The sequence below is a fragment of the Hwanghaeella sp. genome (assembly GCF_965227365.1).
Lineage (GTDB): Bacteria > Pseudomonadota > Alphaproteobacteria > UBA8366 > Aestuariispiraceae > Hwanghaeella.
Genome location: NZ_OZ245754.1, coordinates 3,985,759 through 4,002,182 on the forward strand (window position 1 = coordinate 3,985,759; position 16,424 = coordinate 4,002,182).

Genomic DNA, 16,424 nt, shown 5'->3' on the forward strand with positions numbered 1-16,424 from the left:
CGTGAAACCGGAACGCACCCGCTCCAAAGTCTTCACGCGGCGCGCCGCCCTGCTGACCGGCGCCAAAATGGCCTTGCTGGGCGGCCTGACGGCACGGATGTACTACCTGCAGGTTGTCGAGTCGGAACGCTACAAGATGCTGGCGGAAGAAAACCGGATCAATTTCCGGCTTCTGGCGCCGCCGCGCGGCTTCATCGTCGATCGCAACGGCGATTACCTGGCAATCAACATCCAGAACTATCAGGTCACGCTGGTCCGCGAACAGGCGAAGGACGTCGAGGAGGTCCTCGCGCGCCTCGCCCAGGTCATCGACCTGGAAGAACATGAAATCGCCAAGGTCTTGCGGGAAACCCAACGCCGACGCAGCTTCGTGCCGATCACCGTTCGCGACAACCTGACCTGGGAAGAAGTGAGCCGCATTGGTGTCAACGCGCCCGATCTTCCGGGTATCAGCATCGATGTGGGCCAGTCGCGCCACTATCCCTACGGCCCCGACATGGCCCATGTCGTCGGCTATGTTTCCTCCGTCTCCCAGGAGGACCTATCGGACGACCCGCTGCTGGAATTGCCGGGCTTCCGGATCGGCAAGAACGGCATTGAAAAACGCTATGACCTGGCCTTGCGCGGCCAGGGCGGCACCAGTCAGGTCGAGGTCAACGCACTTGGTCGCGTGATCAAGGAAATCGACCGGCAGGAGGGGCAGCCGGGCCGTGAGTTGAAGCTGACGCTGGACATGCGCCTGCAACAGATGATCGCCGAGCGGATCAAGGACGAGAAATCGGCCGCCGTCGTGGTGATGGACGCCAAGACCGGCGCGGTAAGGGCGCTGACCTCCATTCCCGCATACGACCCGAACACGTTCAGCGAAGGACTGAGTTCCAAGCAATGGAACGAGTTGGTCAACAACCCCTATGCGCCCCTGACCAACAAGGCGATCGCCGGACAGTACGCGCCGGGCTCCACCTTCAAGATGGCGGTCGCCCTGGCGGCCCTGGAAAACGGCATATCACCGGATCACAGCGTCTTCTGCCCGGGACATATGCGGTTGGGGGACCGCCGTTTCCATTGCTGGAAGCGCTATGGTCACGGTCATATGGACTTGGTCGATGCCCTGCGCGAATCCTGCGATGTCTGGTTCTATGACGTGTCCCGCCGGATCGGCGTCGACGAGATCGCCAAGGCCGCGAACAAGCTGGGCCTCGGCGCCCCGACCGGTATCGACCTGTTGGGCGAGCGCAGCGGCTTGATCCCCACCAAACAGTGGAAACGCGACAAACGCGGTCAGCCGTGGCATGCCGGTGAAACTCTGGTCGTCGGGATCGGCCAGGGCTATGTACTCACGACACCGCTGCAATTGGCCGTGATGACCGCCCGTATCGTCAATGGCGGGAAAGCCGTGTCGCCCTTCCTGTCCGTCGACCATATCGAGGGGCGGGACGTTTTCGGTCGGGCGGAAAAGGAAATGGCCTCGCTGGATATCGATCCGGAGCATTTGCGCATTATCATGCAGGGCATGGACGAAGTCGTTAACAGCCCGCGGGGCACGGCCCGGCGCTCCTCCATCGACATCCCGGACCGCGCCATGGGCGGCAAGACCGGCACGGCGCAGGTTCGCCGGATCAGCAAGGCGGAACGCGATTCCGGCGTGCGCAAATCCGAGGATTTGGAGTGGCGCCTGCGGGACCATGCGCTTTTCGTCGGCTATGCGCCCGTCCACGATCCGCGTTTCGTCGTTTCCGTCATCGTCGAACATGGCGGCGGCGGGTCCAGCGTGGCCGCGCCGATCGCGCGCGATGTGCTTACCGAAACGCAGCGCCTGTTCTTCGACGAGGACGCGAATGCCCCGCCGTCCACCGAAACGGGCGCGACGGATGCGGAAGGGAGGACCGGCTGATGCGATCGGGCATGAGCGAATTCGGCGTCCCCGAACTGACCCTTCAGCAGAAGATATTCCAGATCAACTGGCTGCTGATCCTGCTTGTCACCTGTATCGCCTGTATCGGCTTTGCGATGCTGTACTCCGCCGCCAACGGCGATTGGTCCCCCTGGGCGATACGACAGGCCACGATCTATGGCTTCGGCGTTTTTCTGATGTTGTTCATCGCGCTGGTCGATATCCGGCTGTGGCTGCGATACGCCTATATCCTCTATTTTATCGCCCTGCTCGCCCTGGTTGCGGTGGAGTTCGTCGGCGAGGAACGCAAGGGCGCCCAACGCTGGATCAGTCTATGGCTGTTGGATTTGCAGCCCTCGGAACCGATGAAGATCGTGCTCGTGCTGGCTTTGGCGCGTTATTTCCACGGCATATCCATAGAAGATATCGGCCGACCGTCGATCCTGATCGTGCCGCTGATGATGATCGCGGCGCCGGCTGCGCTTATCCTGCGCCAACCGGATCTCGGCACCACCGTGATGCTGGTGGCGGGCGGCGGCATCATGTTCTTTCTGGCCGGCGTGCGGATCTGGAAGTTTCTGGCCGTCATCGCGGCCGTTCTTGCCGCGATTCCGTTTCTGTGGAATTCGCTGCATGACTACCAGAGGCAACGGGTCTTTACCTTCCTGGATCCGGAACGGGATCCGCTCGGGGCCGGGTATAATATCATGCAGTCGAAGATCGCCATCGGGTCGGGCGGTTTTTCCGGCAAGGGCTTTCTACAGGGCACGCAAAGCCATTTGAACTTCTTGCCCGAAAAACAGACGGACTTCATCTTCACCATGCTGACGGAGGAATTCGGGTTGATCGGCGGCGGGCTCGTCCTGGCGCTGTATGGGGCGATCATGCTCTACGGGCTGATCATCGCCATGCGGGCACGCACGCAATTCAGCCGCCTGCTCGCCATGGGCGTGGTGTCGACCTTGGCGCTCTATGTCTTCGTCAATGTCTCGATGGTCCTGGGATTGATCCCCGTCGTGGGCGCGCCCCTGCCGCTGATTTCCTTCGGCGGCACCGCGATGCTGACGGTGATGATCGGGTTCGGCTGGCTGATGAATGTCTATATCCACCGGGATACGCGGATCGGCCGCCGCTGGGACGAATCCGCGCCTTAGCCAGTTCCCCCAAGATTGACTGTGAAGGAGCGCGATTACGGGCTTGGCAAGCCAAACCGCATTTGCTATGACGCGCGCCTGCCCGGAACGGCCCACCAACGGCCACCCTCCCGGGCCTATGCCGCCAAGGCATTGGGTGTATAGCTCAGATGGTAGAGCAGCTGACTCTTAATCAGCGGGTCCAAGGTTCGAGTCCTTGTACACCCACCAAAATCTTCATTGTCCGACCCGGCCTGCGACGTTTCGATTCATTCCCGTGCCGCATTGGCGGGGATTCAAGTAAAGCTGCGGATTGTCGCCAAGGCGCCGTCTAGGGCTTCGCCTTTTTCGTCCGCTAGGGCCGCTTCGCGCAGGCGGCGTACCCAGTCGGCGGCGTCCTGCCTTCCCGCCACCAGATCCGCCCCTTGCAGTACGCGGTCGAATTTCGAATGCCCGCGCGCATGGGTGTCGGAATAGCCCTTGATCAGGCGTCGGCATCGCAGGAGTTCGACCGCGAGATCGTAGTCCGTCTGCAAATTTGCGCGGCACTTTCCAAGCCAATGCTCAAGATGTGACTGTTCCTCGGCATGGCGCAGCGTGCGCCGGCGCCAATTGCGCCGCCCCCCCAGAAAATACAGAATTAGAAACCCAGCCAGCCGGTCCGTGCGGACACGTCTGCCGCGGTTGAAGCATCGGTCGATCAGTCGCATCCAGCCCGCGCTTGCGGATAGTCTCCGGCCCAAACCGGCCGGCAACATGCCGACAATCTCTTCCGCCCGCGGATGCATGAACTCCGTCAAATGCAGAAGCTTATTTTGCTCCGCCTTCATTTCCCCGTGGATGCGGGCAAAGCGGGCGGAGCGGGTCTTCAGGTCTGCGACCCGGATCACATCGTCATAGGCCATGGCATTGGCGATGTATTTCGCCGCTTCGCGGGAAAACAGCCAGTCGCGGTCCGCATGGTCATCGGCCAGGATTGGTTCCACCCGGCCGATATATTCATCGCCATAGTCGAGGTCCTGGAAGTCGACAACCTTGCGCAGGCCGAGACGCGCATATTCGGCCACCGGCGCCGGCATGGCATCGACGCGCGCCTGCAATGCGTTCCACCGCGCGAGCAGATCAGACGGGCCTGACGGATCGGCCAGTTGGGACTCTCGGGTCTGGGACGCAGCATCGACAGGTTCCTTCGTCGCCACCGCGTCATACCCGGCGCCAAAGGCCCGCAGACTGGCCTCGACTCCCTTGCCCGATGCCCGGATCGCGTCTTCGAACGCCTGTCGCGAGAAGGGCAGAACACCGGCCCTGGCCAAGGCCCCGAACAGGGATGCCGAAATGACAGATCCGTTTTCCCGGGCCAGCTTTTCCATATCGCCCTGGATAAACCTGGTTGCGGCGGTTTCCGCCGCCGCGCGCACTTCCGCAGCCGAGGCAATGCCATCGCCAGGGACGGTCTTTTCCGAAACCGCCAGAGCCCTATGGGTGGACGCGATCAACGTGGTACGATCGGGCGTCACGAAGCCGCGCATGATGGCGCGACCCGCCTCCATCATCTCAGCGGCGATGAGGATGTCGACATCCCCGGCCGCGGGCGCCAGTGAGAATATCGGCGCTTTGTTATCCGGCGCCGCTTCATCCTTCGGCGCCATTTCGATGTAATAGATTGTGGCACCGGTCCGTTGCGCGACCCCGGCGACCGACGTCGCCTGACAGGCATAGCCCTGCCCGCGCGCCAATGCCTCGATCCAGCCCGTCAGAACGCCGCCGCCCTGCCCGCCGACGGCCATGATCGCCAGCTTGATGATTCCATCCAGACGCGGATCCGGCACCTTCGGTGTCAAAATCGCTTGTTCCGTCATGGCCGCTGCTCCGCAAAATTCAATCGCCGCGACTCACGTCTTTTCTGCAGCCAGCCGGTCACGCGGGCGGAAACACCCGCCCACCACTTTTCCAAGCCCCCTGGATTATGAACCAGATCCGCCCGGTAGAAGCTTGGACAGAGTACGGCCGCGTCGGCCACCTCACCGCAATTCCCACAGCCGACGCAGCTTTCGTCGATGCTGGCGACCGGATCGTCCCGCAGTGGATCGTCCAATTGTTTAAGGGACAGAGAGGGGCAGCCCGACAGGCGCATGCAAGCATGATCCCCAGTGCAGATATCCTCGTCGACACCAAAGCGCGGGGCTTCGACCCTTCGGCCGCTCTCGATGGCCCTGGCGCGTTCCGGCTTTTCCCGCCGTTGCCGGTTCAACATGCATTCCGAGGACGCGACGATGACCTTCGGCCCCTTCTCGTCCGTGGTCAGCGCTTCGCGGAGCACGTCCCGCACCCGTGACACGTCATAGGTTCGATCGATCTGCCGCACCCATTTGACGCCGACCCCCCGGATCGCGTCCGCGATCGGATGCTGTGTCGCCTTGGTCGGGTTCGATGCCCTGGAGGACAACACGTCCTGACCGCCGGTCGCGGCGGAATAATAATTGTCCACGACCACCGCGACGCTGTCGGATTTGTTGAAAACCATATTGCCGATCGAGGAACTGAGCCCGTTATGCCAGAAGCCGCCATCCCCGATGATGGAAATCGCGCGTTTTTCTCCGCCGCCGTCGAAGGCGGCGTTCGATGCCGGGCCCAAGCCATATCCCATGGTCGAGCCGCCTATTTCGAAGGGCGGCAGGCTCGCAAAGAGGTGACAGCCGATATCGCCGGTTATCTGATGCGCGCCCAGATCCTGCTCGACCAGTTTCATGGCGGCGAAAATCGGACGTTCCGGACAGCCGGTGCAGAAGCCCGGCGGCCGGATCGGCACCGTCTTCGACAGATCAGGGATCTGGGACAGCGGCGCGTTCGGCGCCCGGACCTGGCCGGGCAGCAGCGCCGGGGCGGCGGTTTTCAGAAAAGCCGTCACGCCGTCCAGCATGACCTGCCCGGTATATTCGCCCGCCATGGGCAGGACATCCTTGCCATGCAATTTGGTCTGCATGCCCGCGCGATACAGAACCGCCGCCAATCCCTGCTCGATGAAATCGGGCTGCCCCTCCTCCACCACCAGAACCGACTTCTTCCCCTTGCAGAAGTCTTCCACTTCGTCAGGCACCAAAGGGTAGGTTACGTTCAGGACATAGACCGGCACCTCCGTCTCACCGTGGATGTCGGCAAGGCCCAGTCGCTGCAGGGCGCGGATAAGCCCGTTATACATTCCGCCCTGGACGATGATCCCCACCTCACCCGCCGCCGGACCGAAGCGTTCATTCAATCCTTCCTTTTGGATATAAGACTGCGCCGCCGGCCAACGCTGATTGATCTTGTCCTGTTCCTGCACGTAGGACATCGGCGGCAGGACGACCCGATTGAAGTCGCGGCGGGGATTGGCCAAGGCATCCCCCACGGTCAGGGGCGGACGCTGATTGTCCCGTGCTTCGAAACTGCCCGTGACGTGGCAGGACCGAATGCGGACCATGAGCATGACCGGCGTGTTCGTCGCCTCGCTCAACTCGAAGCCGTCGCGTACCGCCTTGACGATGGACGGCAGATTGGGTCGCGGATCGAGCAGCCAGAACTGCGATTTCATCGCGAAGGCATGACTGCGTTCCTGCATGATCGAGGACCCTTCGCCGTAATCCTCCCCGACGATGATGAGGGCCCCGCCATTGACGCCGGAGGACGACAGATTCGATAGCGCGTCGGATCCGACATTCACGCCGACGACGCCCTTGAAGGTCACGGCCCCGCGGATCGGATAGTGAACCGACGCCGCCAGCATGGCCACCGCCGCGGCCTCGGACGCGTTTGCTTCGAACCGGACACCCAATTCCGACATCAGTTCTTCCGCGTCGGACAGGACATCCATCAAATGACTGATCGGCGCGCCCTGATATCCCCCGACATAGCCGACGCCGCATTCCAGAAGCGCCTTCGTGATTGCCAAAATCCCTTCGCCGGTGAAGGTTTCCCCGGCGCCGATCCGCAATTGCTGAACTTCCCGCTTAAAGGATCTTTCGGCCATGACGTGGTGCTTCCGTTCCGTTGTCCGTCTTTTCTTCTCAAGCCTTAGGGGAAACTCGATGCCCGGACCGTATCCAAAATCTGACGCAGCCCCTTTAGCATGCGCCCTTTGCCAACCTCCCCCAGGTCGGCCACGGCCCGGTCGTAATGGCGTAACGCGATGGGCAGGGCGAGCCGGTAGGTTTCCCAGCCCTTGTCCGTCATCGTGATATTCACCACCCTGCCGTCCTCTTCCGAGGTTTCCCGCCGCACGAGACCCGCGGCTTCCATCCGGTCGAGCGCCTTGCTGAGCGTCGATTGACCCGTGATCGTATAGACCGACAATTCGTTCACCGTCGTTCCCCGCCCAGCCGCAAGCACCGCCAGGACCCGATAGAAGGGCAAGGGCACCCCGACCGTCTTCAAATCCGCCGTCAGGTCGCTGTTCAAGCGATTTACGATCCTGTTCAGGAGATAGGGCAGGAACCCATCCAGACTGAGGCCAGGCGCCATCTCACCCGGCTTGAGGTCATCCGGCCCGAAATCGGCCCAGTCATCCTCAATCTGTTTTTTGTTTTTCCGGTCGGACATTCCCGCCCCCTATCGCGACATCTGTTCCGGAAGCCACACGGCGATTTCCGGGAGGAGGACGATCATCGCCAGCACCAGCAGTTCGAGGACGATGAAGGGATAGGTTGCGCGATATACGTCGCCGATCGTGATCGACGGCGGCGCCACCCCTTTCATGACATAGATCAGCAGGCCGAAGGGCGGCGTCGTGAAACTGATTTCCATCACCACCAGCATCAACACGCCGAACCAGATCAGATCGAACCCGAACCCCTGCGCAAGCGGGATGAAGAAGGGCAATGTGATCAGGATCATGCTGACCTGGTCCATGAAACAACCGAGGAAGAGAAGGACCAGCAACATGGCGAGGAGCATGGCGAACGGCGTCATGCCGAAGCCGTCGATCCAACGCAGCAGGCCATTGGACGCCCCGGAAAACGCAAGAATCTGTGCAAAGGCGAGCGAGGCCCCGATAATGAACAAAATCATCACCGCGATCTTGGCGGTTTCGCGCAATGCCTTGGACAAGGCTTGCCAGGTCATACGGCCATAGAGAACGCAGGCAACGAACGCCGCGCAACTACCCAAGGCCGCGGATTCCGTCGGGGTCGCCCATCCGGCGAGAATACTGCCGACCACGACAACGAAAATCGAGAGCAAGGGCAGGACATAGACAAGCACGGGCATTATGCGCTCGCGCAGCGGCGGCAGTTCCACATCATAGGCCGGCGCGACACGGGGATTGATCAGGCAACGGCCCAGAATATAAAGCGTGAATACCGCCCCCATCAGAATTCCGGGAATCACGCCGGCAATCAGCAATTTAGAAATCGAAATTCCCGCGAGCGAGCCGAGCAACACAGCAAGCGCGGAAGGCGGGATCAACATGGCGATCGACCCCGTAGCCATGATCGGCCCCATGGCGATGGTGGGATGATATCCGCGCTTCAGCATATCGGGCAGCAAGGCGCTTCCCAGCACCGCCGTGTTCGCGATGGTCGACCCGGAAAGAGACGAAAAGACAACGCCCCCGACGACCGCGACCAGGGAAAGCCGCCCCGGGACCCGGGCGATCAATTTGTCGATCGCTTCGATCGCCTTGAAGGCCACCCCGGTATGGAAAAGAATTTCACCCATCAGTAGGAAAAGCGGGATCGGCGCCAGGGAGAAATTGGACAACGCCGCCATGGTATTGCGCGCAACCTGATCAAGCCCCGCTTCCCCGCCGAGGAAAACCATTCCGCCGAGAAGATTGACCACGAGGAACCCAATGGCGACAGGCACCCCGAGCGCCATCAGCAACACCAGGGTCCCTAGCAACAATGCGAGTGCGGCGCCCCATAACATGGCTTAGAGCCCATCCTTCAAGCCGGCGGATTGATCGTCCGGGACCGATGCGGGCATCGCAAGTCGGCGGGCAAACTCAACCGCAAGCAACGCGCTCCCCAAGGGCACGAACATCAACAACCACCATTCCGGAATGACGAGTTCCTTGAAGATCAGCTCTTCCCGGACATAGGCGGCTTCCGTCACCCGCCACCCGTACCAACACAACGTAGCCGTGGAGACCAGCCCGACCAAATCCGCCAACATGTTCATGATCCGGGCGGCGCCCGCCGGCAGGTTCGCCACAAGAACGTCAACGCGCACATGCGCCCCTTGATGCAATACGGCGGGCGCGACCAGAAACGTGACGATGAACAGCGCGTATTCCACGACTTCCAGCAGCCACGGCATGCTTGGCAGACCGAGATTGCGCAGAACGACGTCCGCCCCGACCATCAAGGCCATTGCGCCGAAAGCGAAGCCGCCGCTGAGGCCGAGCAGCGACAGGAAATTGTCATATAGCCGAGAAAGCATGACGCACCGATGTTCCGCGAACAGGCGGGCCGGCCCGCGCCAAAGCGGACCGGCCCGAAATCGCATCTGTTACTTGCTGAGAAGTTCCCGGATCTTTGGGCCGTTTTCCGGATTGTTTTTGACGAATTCGTCCCAACCGGATTCATAAGCCTTGCTGAGATAGGCCTCCCCATCCGCACCGGCGAAGCTGATAACCTCGATCCCCGCCGCTTCCTGCCGTGCCAGTTCTTCGGCGGATTGCGCCATGTCGTCGGCACAGGTTTGCTCAACCTCTGTCGCAGCGTCTTGAAGGACCTTCTTCTGCGCATCGCCCAGTTTGTTCCAGGCATCCAAATTCACCAGGAATTCGACGGAGGCGCGATAGAAGGGCGGATCCACCCGGTACTTCGTGACCTCGGCCCAACCGAGATCGAATACACCTTGGCTCGGCCAGCCGTATCCATCGACGGTGCCACGCTCCAGGGCGGTGTAGACATCGCCCGGCTTGGTCTGAATATTCGTCGCCCCCATGGACGCAAAGAAAGCCCGGTAGATCGGCGTGACCCTGATTTTCAGACCGGTCAAATCCGCGTTGTCGATGGGTTTGGTCAGATAGAGGTGGAACGGCACGCAATCCTTCTGCCGGGCAAGATGATAGGCATTCATCTTGTCCTTATGCAGCTGGTTCATGAATTCCCAGGCACCGTTGGCCCGTTCCTCGGTGATCGTATAGGCCGACAGTTTCGCGGCATCGATCTCGGGTACCAGTTTCGTATAAAATGCGCCCGGCAGGTTGCCGATCTGAACGACGCCGGAACGAATGGCGTCCCCCAATTGGAACGGGTTCATGACCTTGCCGCCGCCGCCCTTGTAGTCGATCTGCACCACGCCTTTCCCGGTCGCGTTCACGCGCTCGATAAAAGATTCGAATTTGCTCGAGAAATTCGTGCCTTCGGCGAAGGCGCTGACTGCCGACAGGGTGACTTCCTCAGCAGAAGCCGAGTTTGCGAAAGCAGCCGCGGCAAGAAAGCCGGCGGCCGTAACCGACACTAGTTTTTTCAATTGAACCTCCCTCTTGAGAAAACGCCCCTATTCAAGCGCCCCAATTTTTCTCTTCTGTGCTTCCAAGCACTGTGATGTAACGTTTCTTCGTCACTATATGAATTTTCATATAAATTTTCGAGCGCCGTCAAGGCGTTTAAGGACGCGACCGGCTTCCGTTTAGCACAACAACTCATGGCCACTCGCCCCCGTTGCCTGACGACGGACCGGTTGTCGCCGACTTGCCGAGCTGACGTCACGCCGACAACAGCAGGCCAGCCTCACATCTTGTGACCTCCAGGAACCGGAAAGCGTTGTTCGTGAGGCGGCGATTGGCCGGCTTTGGCCTTACTCGATACAGTCCGCGTTGGCCCTGCGGTAGTTCGTGAATGTGCTGATGCTAACGACGGCGAAATACGTATCCAAATCGATCAACACATAGCCACGCTCGTATAGCGCACGCCTCAACAACTCTATGTCGTCGGCATAGACCCGTCGCTGTCCCATCAATTGGCGCACAAGTTTCGCCGGGATCCGGTATCGGCCCGACGCCTTTCCCCCGAATGCTTTCGAATACAACTCGGCGAGCCGGTCGGCAGATGCGTCGTAGTCAGTCATTTTTCCCTCAGCAAATATTTTTTATCTATAGACAATTTTTTATAACCCATGTAAAGGCCGCTCTTCCAAGAAACGGTGACGAGATGACACAGCCCGAAGAGACCAACGGCCCGGACGTCGAAATCGATGAGATGGGACGTTTGGAACAGGCCCTGGAGGCCGGCGATGCGGTAGCGCTCGAGGCGTTGCTCGATCCATTGCCGTTGAGCGAGGCGTTGAGGCTTCTGCTGAACCTCACGGCGGAAGAGCGGGATTCCGTGCTGTCCATGATTTCCGCGGACTTCGCGGCAGCGCTTGTCGAAGAGGCCCCGCATGCCGTCGCAACCGAACTGGTCGAACGCCTCGATGCGGTAAAGGCCGCCGAAATCATCGACGAACTCGATTCCGATCTTCAGGCCGACCTGATCGGGGATCTCGACGAAGAAGACGCCGAAGCGATCCTCGCGGAACTCGACGAAGAGGACGCTGCCGACGTCAGACGTCTGGCGGAATACGAGGACGAGACCGCCGGCGGTCTGATGGTCGCCGAAGCATTTTCGTTTCCAGAGAACTCCACGGTGGGCGCCGTCCTTCGTGGACTTGCCTCGGACGAAACGGATTTCGAACGCTACCGCGGCCAGCATCCTTATATCGTCGACACGGAAGGCCGACCGATTGGCGTGGTTTCCTTGCGCGCGCTTCTGACGGCCAAACGCAGCGAGAAGCTGACATCGATCATGGTTCCGCCGATCACGGTATCGGTGAATACACCCTTGGATGAGATGCAGGATATCTTCGACCTGTATCCCTTTCTGGGCCTTCCCGTGGTTGAATCAGACGGCAAACTTGTCGGCGTCGTCTCCCGGGCGGCGATCGACGCCGCCCTGCTCGAGCGATCCGAGAGTGAGAACCTGAAACGGCAGGGGGTCGTTGGAGACGAATTGCGGTCCATGCCGGTCGCCATTCGCACCCGCCGGCGTTTGGCTTGGCTTTCGGCAAACATCATTTTGAACATCATCGCCGCGAGCGTCATTTCGGCCTATGAAGAGACCTTGGCGGCCGTTATCGCCATCGCGGTCTTCCTGCCCATGGTTTCGGACATGAGCGGATGTTCCGGCAACCAGGCGGTCGGGGTCACGATGCGCGAATTGTCATTGGGCCTGGTCCGTCCCGCAGACGCCATGCGCGTATGGCTAAAGGAAGCCTCCGTCGGTGCCATCAACGGCATTGCGCTGGGAATTCTGATCGGGATCGTCGCCTGGGTTTGGAAGGGCAACCCCTGGCTCGGCGTGGTAATTGGCACCGCTCTTGCGCTGAATACATTGATCGCGGTTTCCATTGGCGGTGTCGTGCCGCTTGCCCTGAAACGCTTCGGTCAGGACCCGGCTGCGGCCAGCGGACCGCTTCTGACCACGATTACCGATATGGCTGGATTTTTCCTGGTGCTCAGCCTCGCCAGTTTAATGATGCCGATGCTGTTATGAAACAGAACACGCTGGAAAAGCTGAAGCAGGATCACCGCGCTCGCACCATGGTGATCGGTTGGCGGGAATACGCCGGTCTGCCCGAACTTGGCCTGGAAAAGATCCATGCGAAGATCGATACCGGGGCCCGGACATCCGCCCTGCATGCGGAAAACATTCGGCATATCACCTTCGACGGGGCCGCTTGGGCGGAGTTTGAAATATCCGCCTTTCCCGGCGCGGAACCGAAAACCGTCAGATTGCCGATCAAGGATGAGCGGTCGATCCGGAACACCGGCGGTGTTCCGGAACTGCGCACGATCGTCCGGACGAAACTGGTCCTGGCCGGCCGGCGCTGGAGGATCGATCTGTCCCTCGCCGATCGGCAGGAAATGCGGCATCCGATCATCCTCGGACGCACCGCGATTCGTGGCCACGGCCTGCTGGTCGACTGCGGAAAATCCTATCTGACATCGAAATCAGATGACTATGAAACCTCACGGAGGCGATCATGAAAATCGCAATGCTTGCCAGAAACCCCAACCTGTATTCGCATCAGCGCCTGAAAGAGGCTGCCGAAGAGCGGGGGCATGAGCTGGACATCATCAACACGCTTCGCTGTTACATGAACATCGCGTCGCGCCGCCCGGAGGTTTACTACAACGGCGAAAAACTGCCCCTGTATGACGCGGTCATTCCGCGCATCGGCGCCTCCGTCACCTTCTATGGTTTGGCGGTTTTACGTCAGTTCGAAATGATGGGCGTGTATCCCTTGAACGAAAGTGTCGGCATCGGGCGCAGCCGTGACAAACTACGTTCCATGCAGCTTCTGGCACGCGACGGGATCGGCCTGCCGGTCACGACCTTCGCCCATGACCCGAAGCAGACGGAAGAAGTCTTGAAGCTGGCCGGCGGCGCGCCGCTCGTCATCAAACTGCTTGAGGGCACACAAGGTATCGGCGTCGTTCTGGCCGACACGGACCGTTCGGCGAAATCCGTCATCGAAGCCTTTCGCGGCGCCGGCGTGAACATCCTGGTCCAGGAATTCATCAAGGAGTCGGGCGGCACCGATATCCGCGCCCTGGTCGTCGGCGGCAAAGTCGTAGCCGCAATGCAGCGGTCCGGCGCCGAAGGGGAATTTCGGTCCAACCTCCATCGCGGCGGTTCGGCCAGACCGATCAAGATCAGCCCGGAAGAACGCTCCACGGCGGTTCGTGCCGCCAAGGCGATGGGCCTCAATGTGTGCGGGGTCGACATGCTGCGCGCCAATCACGGCCCCGTCGTCATGGAAGTGAATTCCTCACCGGGACTGGAGGGGGTCGAGAAGGCGACCGGCATCGATATAGCCGGCAAGATCATCGACTATATCGCGAAGCATGCTAAACCCGGATCGACCAAGACCCGAGGAAAAGGCTGATGGCACCGCGCGCGGCATTTCAAATCGGAGAGGAACTCGTTCAGGCCGGACAGCGCAAGACCGTCGATTTGCCGGTGTCCGTCCTGTCCGACCACACCCCGGTGACGATGTCCGTGCATGTCATTCACGGCCGCCGCAACGGCCCGACGGTTTTTGTCAGTTCGAGCGTCCATGGCGACGAGATTATCGGTGTTGAAATCGTTCGGCGGTTGCTGCGGACACGCAACCTGCAAACGCTGCGCGGTACCCTTATGGTCGTTCCGATCGTGAATACCTTCGGGTTCATCAATCATTCCCGATACCTCCCCGATCGTCGGGACCTGAACCGCAGCTTTCCAGGCAGCAACAAGGGATCGCTTGCCGCCCGGCTGGCCAACCTGTTTCTGACGGAGGTCGTCGAGCGATGCGAACTGGGTTTCGATCTGCATTCCGCCGCGATTCACCGGACAAACCTGCCGCAAATCCGTGTTTCCCCCAAGAATCCGGAACTCCTTCGCCTAGGCCGCCGGTTCGGCGCACCGGTCGTCCTCACCTCCCCGATCCGTGAAGGGTCCCTCAGAGCCGCGGCGGCTGAGAAGGGCGTCAATGTCCTGCTCTATGAAGCCGGCGAAGGGTTGCGGTTCGACGAGTTCGCGGTTCGCGCCGGTGTCGCCGGTATCCTCAGGGTGCTGAACGAGATGGGTATGATTTCGACCAAGGGAATAACGAAACCGAAAGCGGCTTCCCAAATCTGTTCGTCGAGCCGATGGATTCGCGCGCAGGCCGGCGGACTGTTGCGATCATTCCGGCGCGAAGGCGATATCGTCAAGAAGAACGAACTTCTGGCCGCCATTTCCGACCCATTCGGCGAGGTAGAACTGGAAATTCGCTCCCCATCGAACGGGCTGATCATCGGCCGAACCGTGCTGCCGATCGTCAATGAAGGCGACGCGATCTTCCACCTCGCCTCGGTACGGTCCGAAACCACCGCTGAAGCCGCGCTTGAAGATATCGCCGCCCATCTCGAGGCCGACCCGCTCTTCGACGAAGACGAAATCATCTGAAATCGTCGTTCCAGCGAATGCATGGCATCCGCTGGTTGGACGGCGTTCTATTTCCGCTTTTTCAGATGGAACGATTTCGGCCGGGTCAGATTGTGGAACCCGATGACCGACAGCCCCCCGCCGCGGCCGGTATCCTTGCATCCGGTCCAGCACAGGGCCGGGTCGAGATAATCCGCCCGGTTCATGAAGACGGTGCCGGTTTCGATCTGCCGACCGATAGCCTCGGCGCGTTCCAGATCGGCGGTCCACAAGGATGCCGTCAACCCGAAGTCGCTATCATTCATCAGACGGATCGCTTCGGCGTCGTCCTTTACCGGCATGATGCCGACCACCGGACCGAAGCTCTCATCCCGCATCACGCGCATGTCGTGCGTCACATTCACCAGAATTTGAGGCATCAGATAGGCACCGTCATCTTGCGGAAAGAGAGTTGGGTCGATCAGCGGTTTCGCCCCCATGGCGACGGCTTCCGCCGTCTGTGCCCGGACTTCGTCCGCGAAACGCGTCTGCGCCATCGGGCCGAGTGTGGTTTCCGGGTCGAGCGGATCACCCAGCTTATAGGCGCTGACGATCGAGACCGCCTTGTCGACAAATGCATCGAACAGGCTTTCCGCAACATAGATCCGTTCGATTCCGCAGCAGCACTGACCGGAATTGAACATCGCCCCGTCGATCAATGTATCGACCGCGGCGTCCAGGTCGGCATCCTCCATGACATAACCGGGATCCTTGCCGCCCAGTTCCAGTCCGACGCCGGTAAAGGTACCCGCCGCCGCACGTTCAATGGCGCGGCCGCCGCCGACCGAACCGGTGAAATTGACAAAGCCGAAGGACTTTGCCGCGATCAGATCCGTGGTCGTCTGATGATCCAGGAATACGTTGATGAAGACGTCCTCGGGCACGCCGGCGTCATGGAACGCCTTTGCCATCCGCTCTCCAACCAACATGGTCTGGGTCGCATGTTTCAGCAGAACCGAATTCCCCGCGATCAGCGCCGGCGCGACCGTGTTGATCGCCGTCATATACGGGTAGTTCCAAGGCGCCACGACCAGCACCACGCCGACCGGTTCACGCGTAATATACCGTTTGAACGCGTCGCTATCCTCAACCTCGATTGGGGCAAGGGCCTGATCCGCAATGCTTGCCATGTAGGTGGCGCGTTCATTGAACCCGCCGAACTCACCGCCATAGCGGACCGGCCGCCCCATTTGTTTCGCCAGTTCGGGGACGATGTCGTCGTTCATCGCACCGACATTCTCGACCCCTTTGGCAACAAGGGCGACGCGTTCGGACAGGGGCCTCGCGGCCCAGGCATTCTGCGCGGCCTTTGCACGGGATGCGATTTCCTTCGCCTCCGGCGGGGTCAGTATCGGACGTTCCGCAACGATGGAACCGTCAATCGGAGATATGCATTTGAGAGTGGCCATTGTTATCTGTTCCTGA

Annotated in this window: 14 protein-coding genes and 1 tRNA gene; 7 read left to right on the forward strand and 8 right to left on the reverse strand. The window is 60.6% G+C overall.

Features of this window, described 5'->3' with window-relative positions; genetic code table 11:
- Position 1 precedes the first annotated feature (1 nt).
- From mrdA to ACQK2G_RS18295, 3 genes are all read left to right on the forward strand, one after another.
- A complete protein-coding gene (mrdA, locus tag ACQK2G_RS18285) occupies positions 2–1,894 on the forward strand; it encodes a penicillin-binding protein 2 (protein ID WP_425406472.1) in 1,893 nt (630 codons plus the stop codon).
- Positions 1,894–3,048, forward strand: a complete 1,155-nt coding sequence (gene rodA, locus ACQK2G_RS18290; protein WP_425406473.1) for a rod shape-determining protein RodA — start codon at positions 1,894–1,896, stop codon at positions 3,046–3,048. Before mrdA ends, rodA begins: the two co-directional genes overlap by 1 nt.
- Before the next feature lie 134 nt (positions 3,049–3,182).
- Positions 3,183–3,258: transfer RNA gene (locus tag ACQK2G_RS18295), tRNA-Lys, on the forward strand.
- A gap of 65 nt (positions 3,259–3,323) precedes the next feature.
- On the opposite strand, the gene ACQK2G_RS18300 is transcribed toward ACQK2G_RS18295, so the two are convergent.
- The 7 genes from ACQK2G_RS18300 to ACQK2G_RS18330 all read right to left on the reverse strand — a co-directional run bounded on the left by ACQK2G_RS18300 (position 3,324) and on the right by ACQK2G_RS18330 (position 11,079).
- Positions 3,324–4,886 carry an indolepyruvate oxidoreductase subunit beta family protein gene (locus tag ACQK2G_RS18300; protein WP_425406474.1) on the reverse strand — a complete coding sequence of 521 codons (1,563 nt, stop codon included), beginning with the start codon at positions 4,884–4,886 and terminating at the stop codon, positions 3,324–3,326.
- Positions 4,883–7,033, reverse strand: coding sequence for a thiamine pyrophosphate-dependent enzyme (locus ACQK2G_RS18305; protein WP_425406475.1), 2,151 nt, complete (start codon positions 7,031–7,033; stop codon positions 4,883–4,885). Before ACQK2G_RS18305 ends, ACQK2G_RS18300 begins: the two co-directional genes overlap by 4 nt.
- A gap of 44 nt (positions 7,034–7,077) precedes the next feature.
- Positions 7,078–7,602, reverse strand: coding sequence for a MarR family winged helix-turn-helix transcriptional regulator (locus tag ACQK2G_RS18310; protein ID WP_425406476.1), 525 nt, complete (start codon positions 7,600–7,602; stop codon positions 7,078–7,080).
- Between the two features lie 9 nt (positions 7,603–7,611).
- The gene (locus ACQK2G_RS18315; protein WP_425406477.1) at positions 7,612–8,928 is read right to left on the reverse strand and encodes a TRAP transporter large permease; all 1,317 of its coding nucleotides are present in this window, start codon (positions 8,926–8,928) and stop codon (positions 7,612–7,614) included.
- 3 nt (positions 8,929–8,931) lie between these two features.
- The gene (locus ACQK2G_RS18320) at positions 8,932–9,441 is read right to left on the reverse strand and encodes a TRAP transporter small permease (RefSeq protein WP_425406478.1); all 510 of its coding nucleotides are present in this window, start codon (positions 9,439–9,441) and stop codon (positions 8,932–8,934) included.
- Between the two features lie 69 nt (positions 9,442–9,510).
- Complete coding sequence (gene dctP, locus ACQK2G_RS18325; RefSeq protein ID WP_425406479.1) at positions 9,511–10,482, reverse strand: TRAP transporter substrate-binding protein DctP; 972 nt, start codon at positions 10,480–10,482, stop codon at positions 9,511–9,513.
- A 327-nt stretch (positions 10,483–10,809) separates the two neighbouring features.
- A complete protein-coding gene (locus tag ACQK2G_RS18330; protein WP_425406480.1) occupies positions 10,810–11,079 on the reverse strand; it encodes a hypothetical protein in 270 nt (89 codons plus the stop codon).
- Positions 11,080–11,162: 83 nt separating this feature from the next.
- On the opposite strand from ACQK2G_RS18330, the gene mgtE reads away from it, so the two are divergent.
- Genes mgtE through ACQK2G_RS18350 form a run of 4 tightly spaced genes read left to right on the forward strand, consistent with a single transcriptional unit; the run spans position 11,163 to position 14,981 of the window.
- Positions 11,163–12,542 carry a magnesium transporter gene (gene mgtE / locus ACQK2G_RS18335; RefSeq protein WP_425406481.1) on the forward strand — a complete coding sequence of 460 codons (1,380 nt, stop codon included), beginning with the start codon at positions 11,163–11,165 and terminating at the stop codon, positions 12,540–12,542.
- Complete coding sequence (locus tag ACQK2G_RS18340; protein WP_425406482.1) at positions 12,539–13,036, forward strand: ATP-dependent zinc protease; 498 nt, start codon at positions 12,539–12,541, stop codon at positions 13,034–13,036. The genes mgtE and ACQK2G_RS18340 overlap by 4 nt, the downstream gene beginning before the upstream one ends.
- Complete coding sequence (gene rimK / locus ACQK2G_RS18345; protein ID WP_425406483.1) at positions 13,033–13,938, forward strand: 30S ribosomal protein S6--L-glutamate ligase; 906 nt, start codon at positions 13,033–13,035, stop codon at positions 13,936–13,938. Before ACQK2G_RS18340 ends, rimK begins: the two co-directional genes overlap by 4 nt.
- Positions 13,938–14,981: a succinylglutamate desuccinylase/aspartoacylase family protein gene (locus ACQK2G_RS18350; RefSeq protein ID WP_425406484.1), complete on the forward strand. Its 1,044-nt coding sequence runs from the start codon at positions 13,938–13,940 to the stop codon at positions 14,979–14,981. Before rimK ends, ACQK2G_RS18350 begins: the two co-directional genes overlap by 1 nt.
- A 47-nt stretch (positions 14,982–15,028) precedes the next feature.
- Here ACQK2G_RS18350 and ACQK2G_RS18355 read toward each other — a convergent pair whose 3' ends face one another.
- On the reverse strand, positions 15,029–16,408 hold the full coding sequence (locus ACQK2G_RS18355) for an aldehyde dehydrogenase family protein (protein WP_425406485.1): 1,380 nt from the start codon (positions 16,406–16,408) through the stop codon (positions 15,029–15,031).
- Between the last annotated feature and the right edge of the window lie 16 nt (positions 16,409–16,424).

Bases quoted from the DNA above. Each gene is read 5' to 3' on its own strand.
- ACQK2G_RS18320 (WP_425406478.1), bottom strand. From the start codon at position 9,441: ATGCTTTCTCGGCTATATGACAATTTCCTGTCGCTGCTCGGCCTCAGC.
- ACQK2G_RS18310 (WP_425406476.1), bottom strand. From the start codon at position 7,602: ATGTCCGACCGGAAAAACAAAAAACAGATTGAGGATGACTGGGCCGAT.
- rodA (WP_425406473.1), top strand. From the start codon at position 1,894: ATGCGATCGGGCATGAGCGAATTCGGCGTCCCCGAACTGACCCTTCAG.
- ACQK2G_RS18315 (WP_425406477.1), bottom strand. From the start codon at position 8,928: ATGTTATGGGGCGCCGCACTCGCATTGTTGCTAGGGACCCTGGTGTTG.
- ACQK2G_RS18355 (WP_425406485.1), bottom strand. From the start codon at position 16,408: ATGGCCACTCTCAAATGCATATCTCCGATTGACGGTTCCATCGTTGCG.
- ACQK2G_RS18300 (WP_425406474.1), bottom strand. From the start codon at position 4,886: ATGACGGAACAAGCGATTTTGACACCGAAGGTGCCGGATCCGCGTCTG.
- ACQK2G_RS18350 (WP_425406484.1), top strand. From the start codon at position 13,938: ATGGCACCGCGCGCGGCATTTCAAATCGGAGAGGAACTCGTTCAGGCC.
- rimK (WP_425406483.1), top strand. From the start codon at position 13,033: ATGAAAATCGCAATGCTTGCCAGAAACCCCAACCTGTATTCGCATCAG.
- ACQK2G_RS18340 (WP_425406482.1), top strand. From the start codon at position 12,539: ATGAAACAGAACACGCTGGAAAAGCTGAAGCAGGATCACCGCGCTCGC.
- ACQK2G_RS18330 (WP_425406480.1), bottom strand. From the start codon at position 11,079: ATGACTGACTACGACGCATCTGCCGACCGGCTCGCCGAGTTGTATTCG.
- ACQK2G_RS18305 (WP_425406475.1), bottom strand. From the start codon at position 7,033: ATGGCCGAAAGATCCTTTAAGCGGGAAGTTCAGCAATTGCGGATCGGC.
- mgtE (WP_425406481.1), top strand. From the start codon at position 11,163: ATGACACAGCCCGAAGAGACCAACGGCCCGGACGTCGAAATCGATGAG.